Genomic DNA, 22,307 nt, shown 5'->3' with positions numbered 1-22,307 from the left:
ACGGGGAGCAGTAAATACCTGCTATAAGGACTGCTGGAGATAGTGAGAAAATCGAAAGGTGTTAATCCGCGTTTGAATGAGGCGTTTTAAATCACGGATTGGCAAGCATAAAAAGAAAAAGCCGGCGTTTGAATGCCGGCTTTGTGACACGCAGGACGGCGGGCGCCGTCCGCTAGCGAAGTGTCAGCGCTTGAGGCCCGTCGCCTCGTTCGTGCCGATGGCGAGATTCATGCACTGGATCGCCGCGCCCGAGGCGCCCTTGCCCAGGTTGTCGAGCCGCGCGACCGTGACGAAGCGCTCTTCGTTGCCGAACACGAACAGGTCGACGCGATTCGTATCGTTGTTCGCCTGGACGTCGAAGAAGCCGCTGTCGAGGTTGTCGTCCGCATTGAACGGCGCGACGCGCACGAACTGCTCGCCGCTGTAGTACTCGGCGAACAGTGCCTGCACGTCTTGCGGTGTGGTCGGCTTGGACAGTTGGCCCGGCGTGAAGTATGTCGTCACGGCCAGGCCCTTGTAAAAGTTGCCGACGATCGGCGTGAAGACAGGCGCGCTCTTCAGGCCCGTGTGCGCGGCCATTTCCGGCAGATGCTTGTGCGTGAGACCGAGCGCGTACGGACGCGGGCTGTCGAGCTTCGCGTTGCCGCCCGCTTCGTAGTCCGCGATCATTTTCTTGCCGCCGCCGCTGTAGCCGGTGATCGAGTAGCTGTGCGCAGCGAAATCCGCCGACACGACGCCCGCATCGACGAGCGGACGCATGGCCAGCACGAACGCCGACGCATGGCATCCCGGCACGGCGATGCGCTTCGCCGTGCGCAGGCGCTCGCGCTGCGCGCGGGCTAGCTCGGGCAGGCCGTACGCCCAGTCGGCGCTGGTGCGAAACGCGGTGCTCGCGTCGATCAGCACAGTGCGGTCGTTCTCGACGAGCGACGCCGATTCGCGCGACGCAACGTCCGGCAGACACAGGAAGGTGACGTCCGAAGCGTTGATGAGACGACGGCGCTCGTCGATATCCTTACGCTTCGCTTCTTCGATGCGGAGGATTTCAACGTCTGCGCGCTGCGACAGGTATTCGAAAATCTTCAGGCCGGTCGTGCCTTCCTGTCCGTCGACAAAAACTTTCGTGCTCATCTCGATCTCGCTGGCTGATAAAAACGGCGGGAAAACGCGGCGCTGGCTGCGCCGGAACGTTATTTTAAGACCGTGAGGCGGCGCGTGCGCAAAATTGGCCGAAAAACACGTTGCGCCGCAACAGTGACAGCGGCATGACAAGCTGCGTTTCCGCGTACCCCGGCGCGTTCATGACGGCTGTCCTGCCTTCCAGCGCGCCGTCACGGCCGCGATGCGCGCGCCGAACACCTTTGCCGTGTCGAGGTCGCCGGGTGGAGGCGCTTCGTCGGGCGTGGCGTCGGCAGGCGACTGCGAGAGCAGGCCCGCGAAGCCACCGATGAAATTCAGGTCGTTGCGCGTCGCCGCCTTCGTGTTGGCGGGCATCATGCCCATGCCCGCCCAGATCATGCCGTGCTGCATCGCGAGGGTGATGAAATACTGGATCGTCGAGAACTTGTCGCCGTTCATCGACCCCGAGTTGGTGAAGCCCGCCGCCACCTTGTCCTTCCACTTTTGCGCGAACCACGGTTTCGAACTCGCGTCGGCGAACTTCTTGAAGTCGGCGGACGGGCCGCCCATGTAGGTCGGCGCGCCGAAGATGAGGGCGTCGGCCGTGTCCAGCTCGGCCCATGCCGCGTCGTCCAGTTCACCGACCGCGATCATCCTTGCATCGGCTCCACCGTCGAGCGTGCCCGCGAGCACCGCTTCGGCGAGCTTCTTCGTATGGCCGTAGCCGCTGTGATACACGATGATGATTCTTGACATAGACAACTCCCTCGTTGCAAATCGCGATTCGATCCCGAATGAGTGGACGTGAGCCTCGCTCATTCTGTCACCGGGCCTGAGTTGTTCGAGACGCGGCGAGATAACTGCGGCATCGCCCTTATCGCTGATGCGAAAGACTAGCGGCCGTAGGTGACGGTCATGCGTGCGTAGCCGAGCGTTGCCGTGCTGATCTCGTGGTCGAACATCAGCGACGGCCGTCCTTGCGCGAGCCTGAGGTTCGACGTGTTCAGCGCGTACACGGTGATCACGTAGCGATGCGGCTTGCCGGGCGGCGGGCAGGGCCCGCCATAGCCGTCGACGTCGAAGTCGTTGCGCGCCTCGACGGCGCCGAGATTCTTAAGAAAGCCGGACGCGCTCGCGTTTTCCGGCAGCCGGTCGACGTTGGCAGGAATACCGACGACGGCCCAATGCCACCAGCCGCGTCCGGGCGAATCGGGGTCGAACATGGTGACTGCGAAGCTGCGCGTGCCGTCGGGCGGGTTGTGCCAGTTCAGTTGCGGCGAGCGGTTAAGGCCTTTGCAGTCGCCGCGGTCGAACACCTGCGCGTTGTCGACCGTGCCGCCTGTGCGAAGGTTGGCGCTCGTCACGGTGAACGCGGTGTCGGCAGAGGCCGCGCCCGCATGAAGTGCGAATGAAAAAACGATGAGCGTAGCAACGCGCGATCGCTCGACAAACAGAAACGGCAGCAACGAACGGCACGAACGAGACGACGGGGGCGGAACGACCGGGCAACGCAAGTGCATGTGCCGAATCTCCTGTCAGGCTCGTAAAGAAATGTCCTTACGAGGGATTGTTGTCCTTTTTTGTGCCCAAGGGACAAATCGAGTCTAACATTACATCTTATGAGGCCATTTGTGCTTTGCGAGGGGCCAGTACGGCGCGAAATCAGCTATAGTCGCTGGCCATCAAGGAAATTTCTGAGCAACTGAACCGCAGCATTAAGACGATCAGCACGCAAAAGAACACCGCGATGCGCAAGCTCGGACTCGAAAGGGATTCCGAACTCTTTCAGTACGCGCAGAGTAATGGCTTGATGAATCTGTCGTCGTATGCGCCGGGCGAGCTGGATACCGGCAGCAGCCCTTCGCAGGGAAGTTCCTAAGCGCGATCTCAGAAGCTGGCTGTCGGATTCTCAAATCGGGAAAACGGATCAAATAAAAACGCCGCCTGTCCTTAAGACAGGCGGCGTTTTCGTATGCTCGCTGAATCAGGCTGCTCGCTTATTGCGGTGCCGCCGTTGCGCCGCCGTGCGCTGCCGACCACTCGGCAGGCGCGTGCAGGAATTTCTCGACTTCATCGAGCGTCTTCGTTTCGAAGTAGCCCTGTTCCTTCGCGACGCGCAGCACGTCCCACCACGTGGCAAGCGCGTGCAGATCGACGTCGATATCCTTCAGAACCGACACGCTTTCCTTGAAGATGTTGTAGTGGAACAGCACGAAGCAATGGTTCACCTGCGCGCCCGCCGTGCGCAGCGCGTTGATGAAGTTGATCTTGCTGCGGCTGTCGGTGGTCAGATCTTCGACCAGCAGCACGCGCTGACCTTCCGTCAACAGACCTTCGATCTGTGCATTGCGGCCGAAACCCTTCGGCTTCTTGCGCACGTATTGCATCGGCACCATCAGGCGGTCCGACAGCCAGGCAGCGAACGGAATGCCCGCTGTTTCACCGCCGGCGACGGCGTCGATCTGCTCGTAGCCGACGTCGCGCAGAATCGTCGCTTCTGCCATTTCCATCAGGCCACGGCGCACGCGCGGATACGAAATCAACTTGCGGCAGTCGATATATACCGGGCTCGCCCAGCCGGAAGTGAAGATGTACGGTTTTTCCGCGTTGAAATGCACTGCCTGGACTTCCAGCAGCATTTTGGCGGTCGTGTCGGAGATCGTCTGGCGATCGAAGCCTGTCATGGGCGAATCCTTCGGTGTGATGAGCTTGGAGGGCGGGCGCGGGGCCCTGTGGCGCAGCAGGCGAACGTTTCGCGCCTGGTGGGCGAAACATGCCGGACGAGTTGAGAAACAGGCCGGTTTGCTGCGCGCGTAGCCCAATATTTTACCCGATTCGGACTGTTCCCAGGGCGGAAGGCGGCGAAAGCGGGTAGGCGCGGCAGCCGGACGTGCGTTTCGCCTATGCATTCTGGCCAGGTTGTGACACCAATCTGGCGCCTTTACACTCACGGCAAATTATCCCAGACGGCCTTCGGATGGCCTTCTGCTCACGTCTGCTGCAAGGTTGCCGCTCATGAACATCGCCCCTTCTACGACTCAGGCCGCGCAGGACGCCCGTCCCGGCTATGCGGCGCGCGCGCTGATCGCGTCGGTGCTCGGCTACGCGATGGACGGCTTCGACCTGCTGATTCTCGGCTTCATGCTGCCCGTCATCGCTGCCGACCTGCACCTTTCATCGACGCAAGCCGGGTCGCTGGTGACATGGACGCTGGTCGGCGCGGTCGCGGGCGGCGTGATTTTCGGCGTCTTGAGCGACTACTTCGGACGCGTGCGCATGCTCACGTGGACGATTCTCATCTTCGCGGTCTTCACGGGCCTGTGCGCGCTTGCACAAGGTTACGGCGATCTGCTCGCGTACCGGACGATCGCGGGCATCGGGCTGGGCGGCGAGTTCGGCATCGGCATGACGCTCGTTGCGGAAGCTTGGCCAGCGGCACAGCGGGCGCGCGTGTCGTCGTATGTCGGGCTTGGCTGGCAGCTGGGTGTGCTGGCGGCGGCGCTGCTTACGCCGTTACTGCTGCCCGTGATCGGCTGGCGCGGGATGTTCGCGCTCGGGCTGCTGCCCGCCGTCGTGTCGTTTTTCGTGCGGCGGCGCGTCGAGGAACCGGCGCTCTTCACCGAGCGCGTCGCGCGCGGCATGCGCAAGGCGCCGATGAAACTGCTCGTCGCCGACGCCCGCACGATCCGCGCAAGCGTGGGCGTCGTGATTCTGTGCTCGGTGCAAAACTTCGGCTATTACGGCCTGATGATCTGGCTACCCACTTATCTGTCGAAAACCTTCGGCTATTCGCTGACGCGCTCCGGCTTATGGACGGCCGTCACGGTGCTCGGCATGGCCGCCGGCATCTGGCTGTTCGGCGTCGCGGCCGACCGTTTCGGCCGCAAGCCCGCGTTCCTGTTCTACCAGGCGGGCGCCGTGGTGATGGTGTTCGTCTACTCGCAACTGAGCACGCCATTCGCGCTGCTGATTGGCGGCGCAGTGATGGGCATGTTCGTGAACGGGATGATTGGCGGCTATGGCGCGTTGATCTCTGAGCTGTATCCGACCGATGCCCGCGCCACCGCGCAAAATGTGTTGTTCAACATCGGCCGCGCGGTTGGCGGGTTCGGGCCGGTTGCCGTCGGCGCGCTGGCCGCGCGGTTTTCATTCGCGACGGCGCTCGGCGTGCTCGCTTCGATCTATCTCCTCGACATTCTCGCCACGCTCTTTTTGATCCCGGAACGCCGCGGCGCAACGCTCGAATGAGCCTTGCCGCCGTGCGGCGGCGGGCGGGGTGGAAGTGTTTCCATGTCGCGCTGCAGCAAGCGCTGGCGCGGTTTTGGCTTATCCATCCGGTACAAAACCTACCCCGAACCGTCGCATCCGGGGTGTACACTGGTCGACCCGAAAAAGCTCAGCGTCGTTTGCTTTCCGCTGAGGTTTGACGCCGCGCCCAACCGGCGCACGCGAGAATCGCCGCCGTCGAGCAACCCGTCGACCTTGGCCAGCGCAGCACGTGACATTGAGCCGGGCCCAATTATCAACGTCTCGCAGGTTAGAAAATGGACGAACAACTGAAGCAAAGCGCTCTCGCATATCACCAGAACCCGAAACCCGGCAAGATTTCGGTCACCCCGACCAAGCCGCTTTCGAACCAGCTGGACCTGTCGCTGGCGTATTCGCCGGGTGTCGCAGCCGCGTGCATGGCCATCTTCGACGAGCCGCTCGACGCGCAGAAGTACACGTCGCGCGGCAACCTGGTCGGCGTGATCACGAACGGCACGGCCGTGCTGGGTCTCGGCAACATCGGGCCGCTCGCCGCGAAGCCGGTGATGGAAGGCAAGGGCTGTCTCTTCAAGAAGTTCGCCGGCATCGACGTGTTCGATATCGAGCTGAACGAGTCCGATCCCGACAAACTCGTCGACGCGATCGCGATGCTGGAGCCGACGCTCGGCGGCATCAACCTCGAAGACATCAAGGCGCCCGAATGCTTCTACATCGAGAAGAAGCTGCGCGAGCGCATGAAGATTCCCGTTTTCCACGACGACCAGCACGGCACGGCGATCATCGCGTCGGCGGCGATTCTCAACGGCCTGAAAGTGGTCGGCAAGAAGCTCGAAGAGGTCACGCTGGTATGCTCGGGTGCGGGCGCGGCGGCGATCGCCTGTCTGGACCTGCTCGTGAATCTGGGCCTGTCGAAGAAGAACGTGCTTGTCGTCGATTCGAAGGGCGTGATCTACGAAGGCCGCGGCAACCTGGACCCGTCGAAGGAACGCTACGCAGCGAACACCGAAGCGCGCACGCTGGCTGACGCCATCAAGGGCGCGGACGTATTCCTCGGCTGCTCGAGCGCGGGCGTGCTGAAGCCGGAGATGGTCAAGGAGATGGGCACGCAGCCGCTGATCCTCGCGCTCGCGAACCCGGAGCCGGAAATCCGCCCCGAAGAAGCGAAGAAGGTGCGCCCGGACTGCATCGTCGCGACGGGCCGTTCGGACTATCCGAATCAGGTCAACAACGTGCTGTGCTTCCCGTTCATCTTCCGCGGCGCGCTCGACGTCGGCGCGACGACGATTACGGAAGAAATGAAGCTCGCGTGCGTGCGCGCGATCGCTGAACTCGCGGAAGAAACCGATCAGGGCGATGAAGTCGCGAAGGCGTACGAAGGTCACTCGCTCGAATTCGGCCCCGACTATCTGATTCCGAAGCCGTTCGATCCGCGTCTGATCATCAAGATCGCGCCCGCCGTTGCGCAGGCCGCGATGGACTCGGGCGTCGCGACGCGTCCGATTCAGGACATGGACGCGTACCGTGAGCAGCTCGGCGCAACCGTCTACCGCACGGGCATGGTGATGCGCCCGGTGTTCGCGGCAGCGAAGGCGCAACCGGCGCGCATCGTGTTCGCGGAAGGTGAGGACGATCGCGTGTTGCGCGCTGCGCAATTCGTGCTGCTCGAGAAGATCGCGAAGCCGATTCTCGTGGGCCGCCCGAGCGTGATCGAGATGCGTCTGAAGAAGATGGGCTCGAAGCTCAAGTGCGGCGAGGATGTCGAGATCGTCAATCCGGAAGACGATCCGCGTTATCAGAAGAGCTGGCAGGCGTATCACGAGATCGGCGCGCGCGAGGGCGTCACGCCGGAAGTCGCGAAGGCAGCGATGCGCAAGTTCAACACGCTGATCGGCGCGATTCTCGTGCATCTCGGCGACGCGGACGGCATGATCTGCGGTCTGATCGACACGTATCACGAGCATCTGAAGTTCGTCGAGCAGGTGCTGGGCAAGGCGGAGAAGGTGGACAACTTTGCCGCGATGAATCTGTTGATGCTGCCGGGCCGCAATCTCTTCATCAGCGACACGTACGTGAACGAAGTGCCGACGGCCGAACAGCTCGCCGACATGACGATCCTCGCCGCGGGTGAAATCGAGAAGTTCGGGATCGTTCCGAAGGTCGCGTTGCTGTCGAACTCGAACTTCGGCAGCGTCCCGTCGTCGTCTTCGGCACGCATGGCGGCTGCGCGCAAGCTGATCGCCGAACGCGCGCCGCATCTCGAAGTGGACGGCGAAATGCACGGCGACGCCGCGCTGTCGGAAGCGGTGCGCAAGGCCGCGTTCCCCGGCACGACGCTGACGGGCGAAGCGAACCTGCTGATCATGCCGAACGTCGAAGCGGCGAACATCACGTACAACCTGCTGAAGATGATCGGCGGCGAAGGCGTGACGGTCGGTCCGTTCCTGCTCGGCGCGGCCAAGCCGGTGCACATCCTGACGCCGGCCGCGACGGTGCGCCGGATCATCAACATGACGGCTGTCGCTTCGGCGAATGCCAACGTGGAGCGCAACGTCGCGAAGTAAGCTTCGTTCGTTGATACGATGAAAAAAGGGCACCGCGAGGTGCCCTTTGTACTTCGGGAGTGGCAGAACGTTATGCTACGTGCCGCTCAACCCCACCCATCGGCGCGCGCCACTTCGCGAGCAACGACGTCCACTTCGCCCGCACGCCCTTCAGGTTGTTTTCCTTGACGTGGCCGTAGCCGCGAATCCCATCCGGCAGATTCGCCAGCTCGACAGCCAGCGCACGCTTCTCCGCGGTCAGCCCGCCGACCAGTTCATGCACCAGCGTCTCATACTCGACGATCAGCGCCCGTTCGGTGCGACGCTCTTCCGTCTTGCCGAACACATCGAGCGCCGTGCCGCGCAGAAACTTCATCTTCGCGAGCACGTGCATCGCGTTGAGCATCCACGGACCGTACTGCTTCTTCACCAGATGCCCATGCGCGTCCTTCTTCGACGTGGCCGGCGGCGCGAGGTGGAACTTGAGCTTCCAGTCGCCCTCGAAATTCGACTTCAGCTTCTCGACGAACGCCGGGTCCGAATAGAGACGCGCCACTTCGTACTCGTCCTTGTACGCCATCAGCTTGTGCAGATTCTTCGCGACGGCTTCCGTCAACAGCATCTGGCCGTCAGCGGCATCGAGCTTCGTTTCGGCGGCGCGCACTGTTTCGATCAGCTTGCGGTAACGCGTCGCGTACGCTTCGTTCTGATACTCGACGAGATACTGTGCGCGCTTGTCGATCAGCGTATCGAGCGCCTTCGGCGTATGCAGTGAAACGATCTTGCTGCTCGCGGCATTCGCCGTGTTGCCGTCATCGAAACGATCTTGCATCTGCGCGAGCTTGCGCACGGCAGCCAGATCGTGAGCCGCGCGGCGGCCCCATTCGAACGCCGCGAGATTCTTCTCGACCTGCACTGCGTTCAGCTCGATCGCGCGAACCAGCGACTCGTGCGTGAGCGGCAGCCAACCCTTCTGCCATGCGTAGCCGAGCACGAACGGGTTCGTGTAGATCGCGTCGCCGAGTAGCGCAACCGCGAAGTGATTCGCGTCGACGGCGGCGACTTGCTCGTCGCCCGCTGCCGCGCGCACGTCCGCATCGGCGCTTGCGCCGGGGAAGCGCCAGTTCGGGTTCTTGATGAACTCCGCGGTCGGCGTCGGCGCGCTGTTCAGCACGACGTGCGTTTGACCGGCCTGCATCCGCGACACGCATTCGTCGCTGGCCGTCACGAGCGAATCACAGCCGATCACCAGACTCGCTTCGCCCATCGCGATACGCGTCGCGTGGATGTCGGCGGGCTGGTTCGCGATCTGCACGTGGCTCATCACGGCGCCGCCCTTTTGCGCGAGGCCCGTCACGTCGAGCACGGTGACACCCTTGCTTTCGAGGTGCGCAGCCATGCCGAGCAGCGCGCCGATCGTCACGACACCCGTGCCGCCGACGCCCGTCACCAGCACGCCATACGGCTTCGCGATGGCGGGGACTTCGGGATCGGGAACGGGCGGCATCGCGTCGCCCGCGACACCCGACGCCTGCGGCTTGCGCAATTGCCCGCCTTCGACCGTCACGAAGCTCGGGCAGAAGCCCTTCAGACACGAGTAGTCCTTGTTGCAGGTCGACTGGTTGATCTGCCGCTTCGTGCCGTACTCGGTTTCGAGCGGCTCGACGGACAGGCAGTTCGACTGCACCGAGCAATCGCCGCAGCCTTCACAGACCGCTTCGTTGATGACGACGCGCTTCGCCGGATCGGGATAGGCGCCGCGTTTCCGACGGCGGCGCTTCTCGGTCGCGCAAGTCTGGTCGTAGATCAGGATCGTCGTGCCTTCGATCTCGCGCAGTTCGCGCTGTACGTCGTCAAGCTGGTCGCGATGATGAATCGTGATACCGGGCGCAAGACCGACGTTCGCGTTGTACTTCTCCGGCTCATCGGTGACGATCACGATCTTCTTCGCGCCTTCGGCGGCGAGCTGATGTGTGATCTGCGGCACCGTCAGCACGCCGTCGACGGGCTGGCCGCCCGTCATCGCGACGGCGTCGTTGTAGAGAATCTTGTACGTGATGTTCGCCTTCGACGCGATCGCCGCGCGAATCGCGAGCAGGCCCGAATGGAAGTACGTGCCGTCACCCAGGTTGGCGAACACGTGCTTGTCGTTGGTGAACGGCGCCTGGCCGACCCACGCGACGCCTTCGCCGCCCATCTGGCTGAACGTGCTGGTGCTGCGGTCCATCCACACGGTCATGTAATGGCAGCCGATGCCCGCCATCGCGCGCGAGCCTTCGGGCACATTCGTCGACGTGTTGTGCGGACAGCCGGAGCAGAACCACGGCTTGCGCTCCGCCTGAACGCGCGGGCGCGCGAGCGCCTTTTCCTTCGCTTCAATTACCGCGACGCGCGTGGCGATGCGCGCGCGCACGTCGGACGGCAGGTCGAACTTGTCGAGCCGCGTTGCAATCGCCTTCGCGATCAGCGCGGGCGAGAGTTCATAGTGCGCGGGCAGCAGCCAGTTGCCCATCGGCACCGACCATTCGCCGCCTGCGCCGTCCTTCTCGTCGAACTTGCCGAACACACGCGGACGCTGCGCGTCGGGCCAGTTGTACAGCTCTTCCTTGATCGCGTATTCGAGAATCTGGCGCTTCTCTTCGACCACCAGAATTTCTTCGAGGCCACGCGCAAAAGCTTGCGCGCCTTGCGCTTCGAGCGGCCACACGCAGCCGACCTTGTATAGCCGAATGCCGATGCGCGAGCATGTTTCGTCGTCGAGGCCTAGATCGGTCAGCGCCTGTCGCACGTCGAGATACGCCTTGCCGCCCGTCATGATGCCGAAGCGCGCGTGCGGCGAATCGATCTCGACGCGGTCGAGCTTGTTCGCGCGCACATAGGCGAGCGCGGCGTACCACTTGTAGTCGAGCAGACGCGCTTCCTGCACGAGCGGCGGATCGGGCCAGCGAATGTTTAGGCCGCCTTCGGGCATCGCGAAGTCGGTCGGCAGGATGATTTGCGTGCGGTGCGGATCGATATCGACGGAAGCCGATGATTCAACCACGTCGGTCACGCACTTCATCGCGACCCACAGGCCGGAGTAACGGCTCATCGCCCAGCCGTGCAGGCCGAAGTCGAGATATTCCTGCACGTTCGACGGAAACAGCACGGGCAGGCCGCATGCCTTGAACAGATGTTCGGACTGGTGCGCGAGCGTCGACGACTTGGCGGCGTGATCGTCGCCGGCGAGCACGAGGACGCCGCCATGTGGCGACGAACCGGCCGAGTTGCCGTGCTTGAACACGTCGCCCGAACGGTCGACGCCGGGACCCTTGCCGTACCACATCGAGAACACGCCGTCGTATTTGGCGCTGGGATAGAGGTTGACCTGCTGCGAGCCCCACACGGCGGTGGCGGCGAGGTCTTCGTTGACGCCTGGCTGGAACACGACCTGGTGCGCGGCGAGATGCTTCTTCGCCTTCCACAGCGACAGGTCGAGACCGCCGAGCGGCGATCCGCGATAGCCCGAGATGAACCCGGCTGTATTGAGCCCGGCGGCCTGGTCGCGTTCCTGTTGCAGCATCGGCAGGCGGACCAGCGCCTGGATGCCGCTCATGTACGCGCGGCCGCGTTCAAGCGTGTATTTGTCGTCGAGCGTGACGGAAGTCAGCGCGGCTTCGAGCGAGGCTCGCTGACCGGCGTCTAGCGGGGCATTCATTATGTGTACTCCTCCACCCAGTTTGGGATCACCAAAACCTGCTTGGCCTCGGCATCTTGTGAATGCTTCGGCCGGGGTCGCCATGTTGACGGCTTTCGTTCGATGGTAGCACTGGTGAAAACCCGCCGCCTATCGTCGGAAACACCACGGTGCGGGACGGGTCACGAACGAAATGTCATCCGTATGACCGCGTGCGAGCTTTTTCGTTTGCCGCTGTTACAGGGTGTAAAAGCTTGCAACGTGCGGAACTGGGCTTGAAATGTCGGTCTAAACTCCCCATCTGCATGAATCGCAACGTTCCGCATGCGGCGGAGCTTCGCTGTGCAGTCGAAAAAGGAGTACGCATGAACACAAGACACATCCAGACCTTCCTGATGGTCTCGGCAGCATTCTTCGCGATGAGCGCGCCGATGCGCCCGAACAGCGCCAATGCGCTCGCAAATGCCGTCACGCGCACCACGCAGGTCGCCGCGACGACGGTCGCCGTGAACCAGCGGCGCGAGTCCGACGACACGGAGCAGCGTGGCTGACGCGCTCTGGCGGGTGATCGGCTGATCATCCGCGGCGTATGAACAGATGAGAGCCGGTTGAGGGAGAGAAAAGCCGGTTCCAAAATGCGAAAAGGCGAGGATCATACGATTCCTCGCCTTTTCTTATTTGGCGCTAACTCTTTCGCAGCGGGTCAGGTCTTGTCCTGCACGACACCGCGACGAATCTGATCCAGTTCGATCGATTCGAACAGCGCCTTGAAGTTACCCTCGCCGAAACCCTGGTTGCCCTTGCGCTGGATGATCTCGAAGAAGATCGGTCCGATCTGGTTCTCGGTGAAGATCTGCAGCAGCAGGTCGTCGTGTTCGCCGTCGATCAGAATCTTGCGCTTGCGCAGTTCGTCCAGCGGTTCACCGTGATTCGGCACGCGGCGGTCGACGAGTTCGTAGTAGGTGTCGATCGTGTCGAGCAGCGAGATGTTCGACGCGCGCAACCCGTCTACCGTGCGGTAGATATCGTCCGTGCCGAGCGCGATGTGCTGAATGCCTTCGCCGCGATACGCGTCGAGATATTCCTGGATCTGGCCCGCCGTTTCCGAACCTTCCTCATTGATCGGAATGCGGATCTTGCCGCACGGCGACGTCATCGCCTTCGACTTGACGCCCGTTACCTTGCCTTCGATATCGAAGTAGCGCACTTCGCGGAAATTGAACAGCCGCTCGTAGAACTCGGCCCATTCCTGCATGCGTCCGCGATGGACGTTATGCGTCAGGTGATCGATATAGGTGAGGCCGTTGCCGACGGGATTCGGGTTCGCGCCTGGAATCGGCTCGAAGTCGACGTCATAAATGCCGATGTCGCCGATGCTGTTCGGCGCCGCGCCGTTCTTGCCGCGCCAGCGGTCGACGAAATAGATCAGTGAATCGCCAATCCCCTTGATGGCCGGAATGTTCAGCTCCATCGGGCCCGTCTTGTTGTCGAAGCCCCATGCGCCGAGTTCGAGCGCGCGCTGGTACGCCTTTGCCGCGTCCTGCACGCGGAACGCGATCGCGCAGATCGAAGGGCCGTGCAAACGTGCGAAGCGCTGCGCAAACGAGTCGGGCTCGCCATTGACGATGAAGTTGATCTCGCCCTGACGGTACAGCGTCACGTTCTTGTGGCGATGCTTCGCGATTGCCGTGAAGCCCATGCTCTCGAACAGCTTGCCGAGCGCGACGGGGTCCGGCGCGGTGTATTCGATGAACTCGAAGCCGTCGGTGCCGACGGGATTCTCCCAGGTAGAAACCTTCATGTCTGTCTCCTCGACTGTGTGCGGGGCGCGTCGCGCGATCTGATGAAGAACAGTGTAGTTGCCGCCTCAGGAAGAAAACTTGCGAAATTATTCGAGGAACACTACGCTCGGGCTATTTTCTGGCGCGTAATACGCCTCGGATGGCAGAACATGGCTCAAATTGAGATAGACGTGATCGACCGGCGCATTCTCGCGATTCTTCAGGAAAACGGGCGGCTGTCGAATCAGGAGATCGCCGAGCGGGTGAACCTGTCGCCGAGTCCGTGCTTGCGGCGCATCCGCAGGCTGGAGGAAACCGGCGTGATTCGCGGTTATGTCGCGCTGCTGGATTCGCAGATGCTCGGGCTCGATCTGCTCGCCTACGTCAACGTGCGGCTAGAAAAGCGCGGCGGCCCGGCTCTCAGCGCACGCGCCGACGGCACGCCGGGGCGTGCGGGCGCGACGCATTCGGAACTGTTTCGCGTGGCGGTGCAGGGATGGCCGGAGGTGGTCGCGTGCTACGCGATGACGGGCGATATGGACTATCTGCTGCGTGTGCAGGTGCGCGACATGGCGCACTTTTCGCGGTTTGTGCAGGACCAGTTGCTGCGGCATCCGTCGGTGATCGACGTGAAGTCGAGCTTTTCGCTGGAGAAGTTCAAGGAGACGACCGCGCTGCCGCTTTGAACGACGGGCGCGACAGGCGCGTTGGGCAAAAGAAAAGGGCGGCTCCGTGAAGAGCCGCCCTTTCTGGATGTTCCGTTTCGCTGAAACTTACGCGGCGATCGCGGTCGGAATGAACGACTCGATCAGCTTCGACGTGTTGCGCGCCTGGCGCTTGAGCACATAGTCGAACACGGCGGCTTGCTCCTGCAGCATCTCCGAGATGATGCTGTTCTGATCCGCGGGCGTGAGCGTCAGATAGGCGTCCGCTTCGCCGTACGCGTATTCGATCTTCATGCCCGCCTTCTTGGCGATGTGCATCATCGTCGTGTTGCGCGACAGGCAGTGGATGTACAGCGTCGTGACGTGCGTGTTGCGGCTGCGGATGGCGGCGCGCTCGAAGAGCTTCGTGCCGATACCCTGGCCGCGCACGCTTTCCGACACCGACACGCCGAATTCAGCGGTGCGTGTATCGCCTTCAGCCGGCAGATACGCCAGATGGCCGGCGCCGACTAGTTGCAGTTGACGGTCGAATACGCCGAACACGGTGTCGCGGCTGAAATCCAGCATGCGAACATAGTTTTCGATGACGTGATCCGGCGTGACCTGACCAAAGCGCAGCAGGCGATCGTCTTCGTCGAGTTCGAGGAAGTGAGCGAGCAGACGCTCGCGGTCTTTCTCGCTGAGTTCCCGGATCAGAACAGGCGAGCGGCCGGCGACGTTCAGCAAGCGATCGACCACGATCGGCTCGGCGGCGCGGACAGTTTGCAGATTCATGGTGGGTTCTCCTTTTAGCTATGCGGCATGATGCGCCGCAATAAGCATTCTAATGGAAAACCCGAGGTAGCACTGGGGAAAACCCTGATACAAGCCGAGGGTGGGGTCTAAAATTATGTGCGATGAGTACTATGTTATTGATTTTTAAGAAAAATATATGAGTCGGTCGCGCGCCGTGGTTGCGTCGTCTTGTCACAACGACGGCACGGTAATTGCTGCATGACAGCATCCATGTGAGGCCGGGCGCGTGGCGGCGCGGACCTCAACGACCGCCAGCGCCACCGTCCGATGCACTCGCGGCCAGCCCGTGATCCACCATCGCGACCACCTGTTCCGCGAATTCCCGATAGCCCATCGGGCCGCCCGGCTTCAGCCAGGTGAACGTCCAGTTGATCATCCCGAACACCATCATCGTGAGGGCGGTCTGGTTTTCGCGCGCCACGCTCTCGGGGTACGCGCGCGCCAGTTGCCGCGCGAACGCGGCGACCACGTCGCGCTGACGGTTCAGGATGATCTCGCGCTGCGCTTCGACCAGATATTTGACGTCGTTCAACAGAGCGACGTGCCGACTGTGCGACGTCTCGTACTCGGAGAGGAACGCGCGGATCAGCTCGGCGAAGGTCTCGCGTTCGGTGAGTCCGCGCCGCTGGCTCGCGCCTTCGACCTCGGCGATGATCAGCATCAGTCGCTTCGTGTAGCGGTCGAGCAGGTCGAAGAGAATCGCTTCCTTGCTCTCGTAATAGTGATAAAGGCGCGCTTTCGACGTGCCGCTCGCCGCAGCCAGATCGGCCATCGACGTGCTGGGATAGCTCGTTTGAGCGAATTTTTCGGCGGCCAGATCGAGGATCTGGTCACGCTGGCTTTCATGGTCTGGGGCTCGTGTACGGGCCATGATTATTCTGGTTGGTCTTATATGGGAGAAAGGGTTGTGCGCGTGACGTGCATTTCGAGAGAACGCCAGTCATTCGCGTCGCCGCGCAACTGCAACTGGCCAGCGGCCGCGAGTTCGCGCAGCCGCCACAGCACGAGGCTGTCGCTGACCAGCAAGCCGTTATCCGCCGCCATCACGTAAGCGGCGGCGCGCCCGGCGGGCTGCCAGCCTTCGACGGCGTGTTCGAAGATCAGCGCGTCCAGTTCGGCGAACGTGCCAGTCGTAAAGGTGTTGTCGTGCCAGCGGCGCAGCTCGGCGTCGACGACTTTCACTTCCTGCCATTCGAGCGCAAGCCTGCCAATGCGCAGCACCGAAATCGGCGCGGCGCTGCGCAGGCGCTTTTGCAGCAGATCGGGCGCGAACATGCCGACTGAGGTCGCGCGATCGGGGCGGTGTAGCGGGGCGCTTGCGTCGCCCGTCAGGTCGTCGATCGACAGACGCACTTCGTTGAGCCGCTGCGGCATCTCGCGCAGATGGAAGCACACGCGGCGCAGCGTCAGCTGATCGGCGGCGCTCTGGCCGTGCCACACGACCACATGCGTCGTATCGTCGACCACCGCTTTCAGCTCGTTCGCTTGCTGTTCTAGCTCGGCGAGAAAATCGCGCGTGGTGTCGCCGATGACGCCTCCCCAGAAGTCGGCGCGTACCTGCGGCGCTTCGTCGATGCCATGCAACGGGCCGACGGCCAGATCGTCGCGTAAGGCCAGCACGATATCCGTCCGGCGCGCCTGGTCGAGCGCCTTGCGCAGAGAATCGGCGGCGACGTCGCCGTTCGCGATGTGGATCGTGCTCATGGTCATTGACGGGCGGTTCGCGCGCGCTTTGAGCGCAATGCGAAGCGCAGTTCGATCACTCAGTTCGGTCAGGTAACGGAAAAGGCCGCCCGTCCGAGGAATGCGTTTCCCCTGACGAGCGGCCCCTAGTGTAAGCGGATCGCGTGTGTGCCGAAAGCGACGATGCGCACGTTCGGTGCATGGCGCACTGCGCCATGCAGGCGTCAACGTTCGTCGTAGCTAACCACGACCTTGTCGCTGATCGGATGGCACTGGCAGGTCAGCACGTAGCCGTCGCGGATTTCGTGCTCTTCCAGCGTGTAGTTCTTTTCCATCTTCACTTCGCCTTCGAGCACCTTCGCGCGGCAGGTGCAGCAGACGCCGCCCTTGCACGCATACGGCAGCGCCAGTCCGGCGCGCAGGCCGACGTCGAGCACGCTCAAACCCTGATACGGCAGGCGCAGCTTGCGCTTTTTGCCGTCGAGCACGATTTCGAGATCGGCGGCGGGGGTGTCGTCGGTGATTTCTGCAAGGGGGACGCCCGCCTGCGGCAGCGGCGTGCCGAAACGCTCGACGTGCACCTTCGCCTGGGGCACGCCCGCCGCGTTCAGCGCGGCTTCGGCGGCGTCCATCATCGGACCGGGGCCGCAGATGAAGGCTTCGTCGATCGAGTCCACAGGCACGAGCGTCTCAAGGAACGACTCGCACTTTGCCTGGTCAAGCACGCCGTTGAACAGCTCGACGTCCTGGATATCGTCGGACAGCACGTGATACAGCACGAAGCGGTTCATGAACCGGTTCTTCAGGTCTTCGAGCTCTTCGGCGAACATGATCTGATCGACGCTGCGGTTCCCGTAGATCAGCGTGAACGTGCTGCGCGGCTCGATTTCGAGCGTCGTCTTGACGATGGCCAGCACAGGCGTGATGCCCGAGCCGCCCGAGAACGCGACGTACTGCTTGCCGTGATCGGCGTTCAGGTGCGTGAAGAAGCGGCCGTCGGGCGTCATCACGTCGAGCGTGTGGCCGGGTTGCAGCGTATCGAACGCGAAGTTCGAAAAGCGGCCGCCGCGCACGCGCTTGATGCCGATGCGCAACTCGCCATCGCGGTCGTAATCGGTGACGCCGACGCAGATCGAATACGAACGGCGCGTTTCCTCGCCGTCGATGTGCGTCTTCAACGTGACGAACTGGCCCTGCGTGAAGCGATACTGCTCGCGCAGTTCGACGGGGATTTCGAAGGCGACGGAGACCGCATCGGCGGTTTCGGGCCGCACTTCCCGGATGCGCAGCGGATGAAATTGCGGGGTGGCCATATCAGTACGGTTTGAAATAGTCGAAGGGTTCGCGGCAGTCGACACAGCGGTACAGCGCCTTGCAGGCTGTCGAGCCGAATTGCGCGAGGCGTTCCGTGTGCTTCGAGCCGCAACGCGGGCAGGCGGGCGCGGGCAGCGACCGCGGGACGAAGCGGATCACTTTCTCTTTCTGTCCGACGTTCGCGCCGGCGTCGCCGCTGCCACAGTTGCCCGTTGGCGGTGCGATGCCGTAGGCGCGCAGCTTGTCGCGGGCGTCGTCGGTGATCCAGTCGGTGGTCCAGGCGGGCGCGAGCACGGTTGCCACGCGATACGGCGTGAAACCCGCCGCATCGAGCGCATGGCCGATGTCTTCCGCGATCTGCGACATCGCCGGGCAACCCGAGTAAGTCGGCGTGATGACGACTTCGAGCGCGCCGTCGGCAGCGTGGCGCACGTCACGCAAAATGCCCAGTTCGCGGATCGACACGACGGGGATTTCCGGGTCAGGCACGGCTTCGAGCACGGCCCACGCCTGGGCGAGCGCGTGATCCGGTGCCACGGCGGCTGTTTGAGCGGTCGACATCATCGTGGGTTTCACCTGTTGGATCGACGGATTACCAGCTTGCGCCTGGATGCTGGCGCGCGAGGCTTTGCATTTCGGCAAGCAGGAAGCCCATGTGCTCCGAATGCTCGCCGTACTTGCCCGTCGTGATGTGCTTGACGGGCTCGGGCAGTTTCAGCGTCGCTTCGTCGAGCGCGGCGCGCACGTCTTCGAGCCACACCGCTTCAATTTCGGACGTCTTCGGGCCGACACCGGCAGCGGCGATCGCGTCTTCCGTCGCGTCCGCGCTGAAAAATTCGCGCGTGTACGGCATCAGATAGTCGAGCGCAGCTTGTGCGCGGGCATGGGATTCGTCCGTGCCGTCGCCGAAACGCACGAGCCACTCGTGTGAGTGATGCACGTGATACTGCGTTTCCTTAATCGACTTGGCGGCAATGGCAGCCAGCTGTTCGTCCGACGAACCCGTCAAGGTCGACCACACGTGCAGCATCAGCGTCGAGTACAGGAAGTTGCGAACGATCGTGACCGCGTAGTCTTTATCGGCGCGCGCCGTGCCCGCGAGCGGCCCGACATGCGGCAGCTCGGCAAGCGTGTAGTTCGCGAACTCGCGCTCGGCGCGGAAGAACGCGTAGTCGTCTTCCGTGCGGCTTTTGCCAGTCAGCGTCTTTTCCAGATCGGCGGCGTGCGTGTACAGCAGGCGCGCCTGGCCGACCAGGTCGAGGCTCATGTTCGACAGCGCGATGTCTTCTTCGAGAATCGGGCCGTGGCCGCACCATTCCGCGTTGCGCTGACCGAGGATCAGCGCGGTGTCGGCGAGGCGCAGCACGTAGGCGAGATGTTGGGGTGTGATAGTCATGACGCGCGCTTACATGTGGTTGACTTCGTCAGGCAGCTGATAGAACGTCGGATGGCGATAGATCTTGTCCGCCGCCGGTTCGAACAGTTCTGCCTTGTCGTCAGGCGCCGATGCCGTGATCGCCGACGACGGCACCACCCAGATGCTCACGCCTTCCTGCCGGCGCGTGTAGACGTCGCGCGCCATGCGCAGCGCCATCGACGCGTCCGACGCGTGCAGGCTGCCGCAATGCTTGTGGTCGAGTCCCTGCTTGCTGCGCACGAAGACTTCCCAGATCGGCCATTCCTTGTTCATCGCTATCTCCTTCCAGATTCGGGGCGCCACTCAGGCGGCGTGTTGCTGCGCGCGCTGGCGCTGTTTTTCGGCATGGGCGAGGGCGGCTTCGCGGACCCAGGCACCGTCGTTGTGCGCCTTCACGCGCGTGGCGAGGCGTTCCTTGTTGCACGGGCCGTCGCCGTTGACGACGCGCCAGAATTCATCCCAGTCGAGGTCGCTGTAGTCGTAGTGGGCGCGTTCTTCGTTCCACTTCAGATTCGGATCCGGCAGCGTGACGCCCAGTACCTTCGCCTGCTCGACGGTCGCGTCGACGAATTTCTGACGCAGGTCGTCGTTCGTGATGCGCTTGATGCCCCACTTGGCCGACTGGTTGCTGTGGACGGAATCCTTGTCGCTCGGGCCGAACATCATCAGCACGGGATACCACCAGCGGTTCACGGCCTGCTGGACCAGCTCGCGCTGCGCGTCGGTGCCTTTCATCATCGCGAGCAACGCGTCGAAGCCCTGGCGTTGATGGAACGACTCTTCCTTGCAGATACGGATCATCGCTCGTGCATACGGACCATACGTGCAGCGGCACAGCGGAATCTGGTTCATGATCGCCGCGCCGTCGACCAGCCAGCCGATCACGCCGACGTCCGCCCAGGTCGGCGTCGGGTAATTGAAGATGCTCGAATACTTGGCCTTGCCGGAGTGCAGCCCATCGATCATCTGGTCGCGCGACACGCCGAGCGTTTCAGCTGCGCTATACAGATAGAGACCGTGGCCGCCTTCGTCCTGCACCTTGGCCAGCAGGATCGCCTTGCGCTTAAGGCTCGGCGCGCGCGTGATCCAGTTCCCTTCCGGCAGCATGCCGACGATTTCCGAGTGCGCGTGCTGTGAGATTTGACGGACCAGCGTCTTGCGGTACGCGTCGGGCATCCAGTCTTGCGGTTCGATCTTGCCGTCGGCGGCCATGACTGCGTCGAAACGGGCCTGCTCGGGCGAACTGGCAGCCGCGTCGAGCGGGGCGACGTTGCCGGGGATGTCGAGGGATTGCGTGTACATGTCGAACGCTCTCGTCATGAGTAAGTGTGTGTTCGGCAGTATAAACCAACCGGCCGGTCGGTTAATAAATTTTTCGAGATACGCCGGTAGGGGTTTGCACTATGCAATCGTGCACAATGAGCGGCTTATGTCCTCAACCATTTTTCACCGATCAGTCGCAATGACCACTCGTTCTCTCGCCGTCGTGTGTGGCGCGGTTCTGTCTTCCTTTCTGCTGGTGTCGGCTCCCGTTTCTGCTGCCGAAAACTCGCCTTGGGTCACCACCTGGGCGACCGCGCTCCAGCCGATTCCACAAATATCCAATCCGCCTCCGCTGTACCGGGCGCCTGATGTTGCGGGGCGGACGCTTCGGCAGATCGTGTATCCGACGCTTTCGGGCGAGGTCGCGCGCATCCATATAAGTAATGCGTATGGGAAAGCGCCGTTAGTCATCGAAGATTTGCGGATCGCGCGCTCCGGTGCCGGCTCGGCCGTTCAGGTTGGGACGGAGGCGCGGGTGACTTTCGGCGGAAAGTCGGCCGTTAGCGTGCCGCCGGGCGGAGAAATCGATAGCGATCCCGTCCGTGTCGGGATCTCCGCCGGAGTGCCGTACGCGGTCAGTAGTTATATGGGGCGCGAGCAAAAATTGATCGCGTGGCATCGCGTGTCGAGCCAGGTCAACTATCTGTCGATTCCGGGCAACCATGCCGGCGACGCCTCCGCCGACGCTTACCGGCAGCGGATCACGCAGTTCGCGTGGGTAACGGGCGTGCAGGTCGAGGCGCCTTCGTCGTCGACGATTGCGGCGATCGGCGATTCGATTACGGATGGGATGCGCTCGAGCCTGAATCAGAACCGACGCTGGCCGGATGCGCTGGCGCGAAGGGTGGCGCAGGGCGGCGACAAGTCGGTGGCGGTCGTCAATCTGGGGATCAGTGGAAACCGGCTGTTGACGGATTCGAGTTGCTACGGGGACGCGCTCGCGTCGCGCTTCGGGAGGGACGTGCTGGCTCAGCCGGGCGTGAAGACGGTGATCCTGCTGATCGGTATCAATGACATCAACTTCGCAGCGATGCCGGCGCATGGCGGCCTGGATTGCGACGCTCCGCATACGCAGGTGACGGTGGATGGCCTGATCGCGGGCTACAAGCGCGTGATTGCGGCGGCGCATGCTCGCGGAGTGCGGATTTTCGGCGCCACATTGACACCGGCGGCGCTGCCGACGCAGCGCGAGGCGATTCGCACGGAGGTGAATCAATGGATCCGGACGAGCCACGCATTCGATGGCGTCGTGGATTTTGACGCCGCGCTGCGCGACCCTACCGATCCGACGCGCCTGCGGCGCTCGTTCGACAGTGGAGACCAGATCCATCCCAGCGACGCAGGCTATTCGGCGATGGCGGACGCGATCCCGCTGCAGCCGGTGGTTGGCGGTTTGAAGTGACCCTTAAAAAACTTTGCGTCACACCCTTGTCACGGGGTGCGGGATGGCCTAAGATTCGCGTCCTCGTTGAGCAGCACGGAGTTGGGTGCGACGCAACGGGGCCGCGGCAGAAACGGCGCGGTCGTGAAGTCAGCAGGGTTTTTCAGGCGATGCTAAAAAAAACCGGTTGACGAAGCGAAAAAGGTTCTTCATAATCTCGTTTCTCTGCTGCTGACGCAGCAACGTGGTGAAAGCAAGGCGCTTCCCGCGAATGTTCTTTAACAATCAACAGCCGATAAGTGTGGGTGCTCGATGGCGGCGCGCGGTGATCTTCGGGTCACTGA

General features: G+C 62.7%; 19 protein-coding genes and 1 pseudogene. 6 read left to right on the top strand and 14 right to left on the bottom strand.

All coding sequences use genetic code 11. The features are described 5' to 3' along the window. Window positions 1-183 precede the first annotated feature (183 nt). From argC to SB822_RS34970, 3 genes are all read right to left on the bottom strand, one after another. Entirely contained in the window at window positions 184-1,131 is a 948-nt protein-coding gene (argC, locus tag SB822_RS34980) for an N-acetyl-gamma-glutamyl-phosphate reductase (protein WP_090838238.1), read from the bottom strand. Between the two features lie 168 nt (window positions 1,132-1,299). Further along, a complete protein-coding gene (locus SB822_RS34975; RefSeq protein ID WP_090838236.1) occupies window positions 1,300-1,875 on the bottom strand; it encodes a flavodoxin family protein in 576 nt (191 codons plus the stop codon). Between the two features lie 137 nt (window positions 1,876-2,012). Continuing rightward, complete coding sequence (locus tag SB822_RS34970; RefSeq protein ID WP_090838235.1) at window positions 2,013-2,639, bottom strand: YbhB/YbcL family Raf kinase inhibitor-like protein; 627 nt, start codon at window positions 2,637-2,639, stop codon at window positions 2,013-2,015. Between the two features lie 155 nt (window positions 2,640-2,794). Between SB822_RS34970 and SB822_RS34965 the strand changes: the two are divergent. Continuing rightward, window positions 2,795-2,998, top strand: a pseudogene (locus SB822_RS34965) (LuxR C-terminal-related transcriptional regulator); the annotation flags it as partial. A 118-nt stretch (window positions 2,999-3,116) separates the two neighbouring features. Here SB822_RS34965 and SB822_RS34960 read toward each other — a convergent pair. Next, on the bottom strand, window positions 3,117-3,803 hold the full coding sequence (locus SB822_RS34960; RefSeq protein WP_007730809.1) for an orotate phosphoribosyltransferase: 687 nt from the start codon (window positions 3,801-3,803) through the stop codon (window positions 3,117-3,119). Window positions 3,804-4,134: 331 nt separating this feature from the next. Here SB822_RS34960 and SB822_RS34955 point away from each other — a divergent pair, with 331 nt between their 5' ends. Together SB822_RS34955 and SB822_RS34950 are read left to right on the top strand one after the other, a co-directional pair. After that, complete coding sequence (locus SB822_RS34955) at window positions 4,135-5,367, top strand: MFS transporter (RefSeq protein WP_090838233.1); 1,233 nt, start codon at window positions 4,135-4,137, stop codon at window positions 5,365-5,367. Between the two features lie 296 nt (window positions 5,368-5,663). Beyond that, a complete protein-coding gene (locus tag SB822_RS34950) occupies window positions 5,664-7,949 on the top strand; it encodes an NADP-dependent malic enzyme (RefSeq protein WP_090838231.1) in 2,286 nt (761 codons plus the stop codon). Between the two features lie 70 nt (window positions 7,950-8,019). Here the strand turns inward: SB822_RS34950 and SB822_RS34945 are convergent, their stop codons facing one another. Further along, the gene (locus SB822_RS34945) at window positions 8,020-11,625 is read right to left on the bottom strand and encodes an indolepyruvate ferredoxin oxidoreductase family protein (protein ID WP_090838230.1); all 3,606 of its coding nucleotides are present in this window, start codon (window positions 11,623-11,625) and stop codon (window positions 8,020-8,022) included. Between the two features lie 344 nt (window positions 11,626-11,969). Between SB822_RS34945 and SB822_RS34940 the strand changes: the two genes are divergently transcribed. Then, a complete protein-coding gene (locus SB822_RS34940) occupies window positions 11,970-12,155 on the top strand; it encodes a hypothetical protein (RefSeq protein ID WP_007733517.1) in 186 nt (61 codons plus the stop codon). 152 nt (window positions 12,156-12,307) lie between these two features. On the opposite strand, the gene hppD is transcribed toward SB822_RS34940, so the two are convergent. Next, the gene (gene hppD, locus SB822_RS34935) at window positions 12,308-13,405 is read right to left on the bottom strand and encodes a 4-hydroxyphenylpyruvate dioxygenase (protein WP_009769937.1); all 1,098 of its coding nucleotides are present in this window, start codon (window positions 13,403-13,405) and stop codon (window positions 12,308-12,310) included. Between the two features lie 150 nt (window positions 13,406-13,555). Between hppD and SB822_RS34930 the strand changes: the two genes are divergently transcribed. Next, window positions 13,556-14,071 carry an Lrp/AsnC family transcriptional regulator gene (locus SB822_RS34930; RefSeq protein ID WP_079498816.1) on the top strand — a complete coding sequence of 172 codons (516 nt, stop codon included), beginning with the start codon at window positions 13,556-13,558 and terminating at the stop codon, window positions 14,069-14,071. Between the two features lie 87 nt (window positions 14,072-14,158). Here the strand turns inward: SB822_RS34930 and SB822_RS34925 are convergent, their stop codons facing one another. The 8 genes from SB822_RS34925 to paaA form a co-directional block, all read right to left on the bottom strand. Continuing rightward, a complete protein-coding gene (locus SB822_RS34925) occupies window positions 14,159-14,824 on the bottom strand; it encodes a GNAT family N-acetyltransferase (RefSeq protein WP_007733504.1) in 666 nt (221 codons plus the stop codon). Window positions 14,825-15,086: 262 nt separating this feature from the next. Continuing rightward, window positions 15,087-15,716, bottom strand: coding sequence for a TetR/AcrR family transcriptional regulator (locus SB822_RS34920; protein WP_007733503.1), 630 nt, complete (start codon window positions 15,714-15,716; stop codon window positions 15,087-15,089). 17 nt (window positions 15,717-15,733) lie between these two features. Beyond that, a complete protein-coding gene (locus tag SB822_RS34915; protein ID WP_176133937.1) occupies window positions 15,734-16,549 on the bottom strand; it encodes a DUF1835 domain-containing protein in 816 nt (271 codons plus the stop codon). 203 nt (window positions 16,550-16,752) lie between these two features. Further along, on the bottom strand, window positions 16,753-17,841 hold the full coding sequence (gene paaE, locus SB822_RS34910) for a 1,2-phenylacetyl-CoA epoxidase subunit PaaE (RefSeq protein ID WP_090838226.1): 1,089 nt from the start codon (window positions 17,839-17,841) through the stop codon (window positions 16,753-16,755). Between the two features lies 1 nt (window position 17,842). After that, the gene (gene paaD, locus SB822_RS34905; RefSeq protein ID WP_009769934.1) at window positions 17,843-18,406 is read right to left on the bottom strand and encodes a 1,2-phenylacetyl-CoA epoxidase subunit PaaD; all 564 of its coding nucleotides are present in this window, start codon (window positions 18,404-18,406) and stop codon (window positions 17,843-17,845) included. 28 nt (window positions 18,407-18,434) lie between these two features. Then, a complete protein-coding gene (paaC, locus tag SB822_RS34900; protein ID WP_009769933.1) occupies window positions 18,435-19,238 on the bottom strand; it encodes a 1,2-phenylacetyl-CoA epoxidase subunit PaaC in 804 nt (267 codons plus the stop codon). A gap of 9 nt (window positions 19,239-19,247) precedes the next feature. Next, on the bottom strand, window positions 19,248-19,532 hold the full coding sequence (paaB, locus tag SB822_RS34895; RefSeq protein WP_007733491.1) for a 1,2-phenylacetyl-CoA epoxidase subunit PaaB: 285 nt from the start codon (window positions 19,530-19,532) through the stop codon (window positions 19,248-19,250). A 30-nt stretch (window positions 19,533-19,562) separates the two neighbouring features. Further along, window positions 19,563-20,561, bottom strand: coding sequence for a 1,2-phenylacetyl-CoA epoxidase subunit PaaA (gene paaA, locus SB822_RS34890; protein ID WP_007733490.1), 999 nt, complete (start codon window positions 20,559-20,561; stop codon window positions 19,563-19,565). 160 nt (window positions 20,562-20,721) lie between these two features. Here paaA and SB822_RS34885 point away from each other — a divergent pair, with 160 nt between their 5' ends. Next, window positions 20,722-21,984, top strand: a complete 1,263-nt coding sequence (locus SB822_RS34885) for an SGNH/GDSL hydrolase family protein (protein ID WP_090838224.1) — start codon at window positions 20,722-20,724, stop codon at window positions 21,982-21,984. Window positions 21,985-22,307 lie beyond the last annotated feature (323 nt).

Source organism: Paraburkholderia sp. SIMBA_054 (genome assembly GCF_046534875.1).
Taxonomy (GTDB): domain Bacteria; phylum Pseudomonadota; class Gammaproteobacteria; order Burkholderiales; family Burkholderiaceae; genus Paraburkholderia; species Paraburkholderia hospita.
Note: the sequence above shows the minus strand (reverse complement) of the source record. Positions and strands in the feature narration are given on the sequence as shown.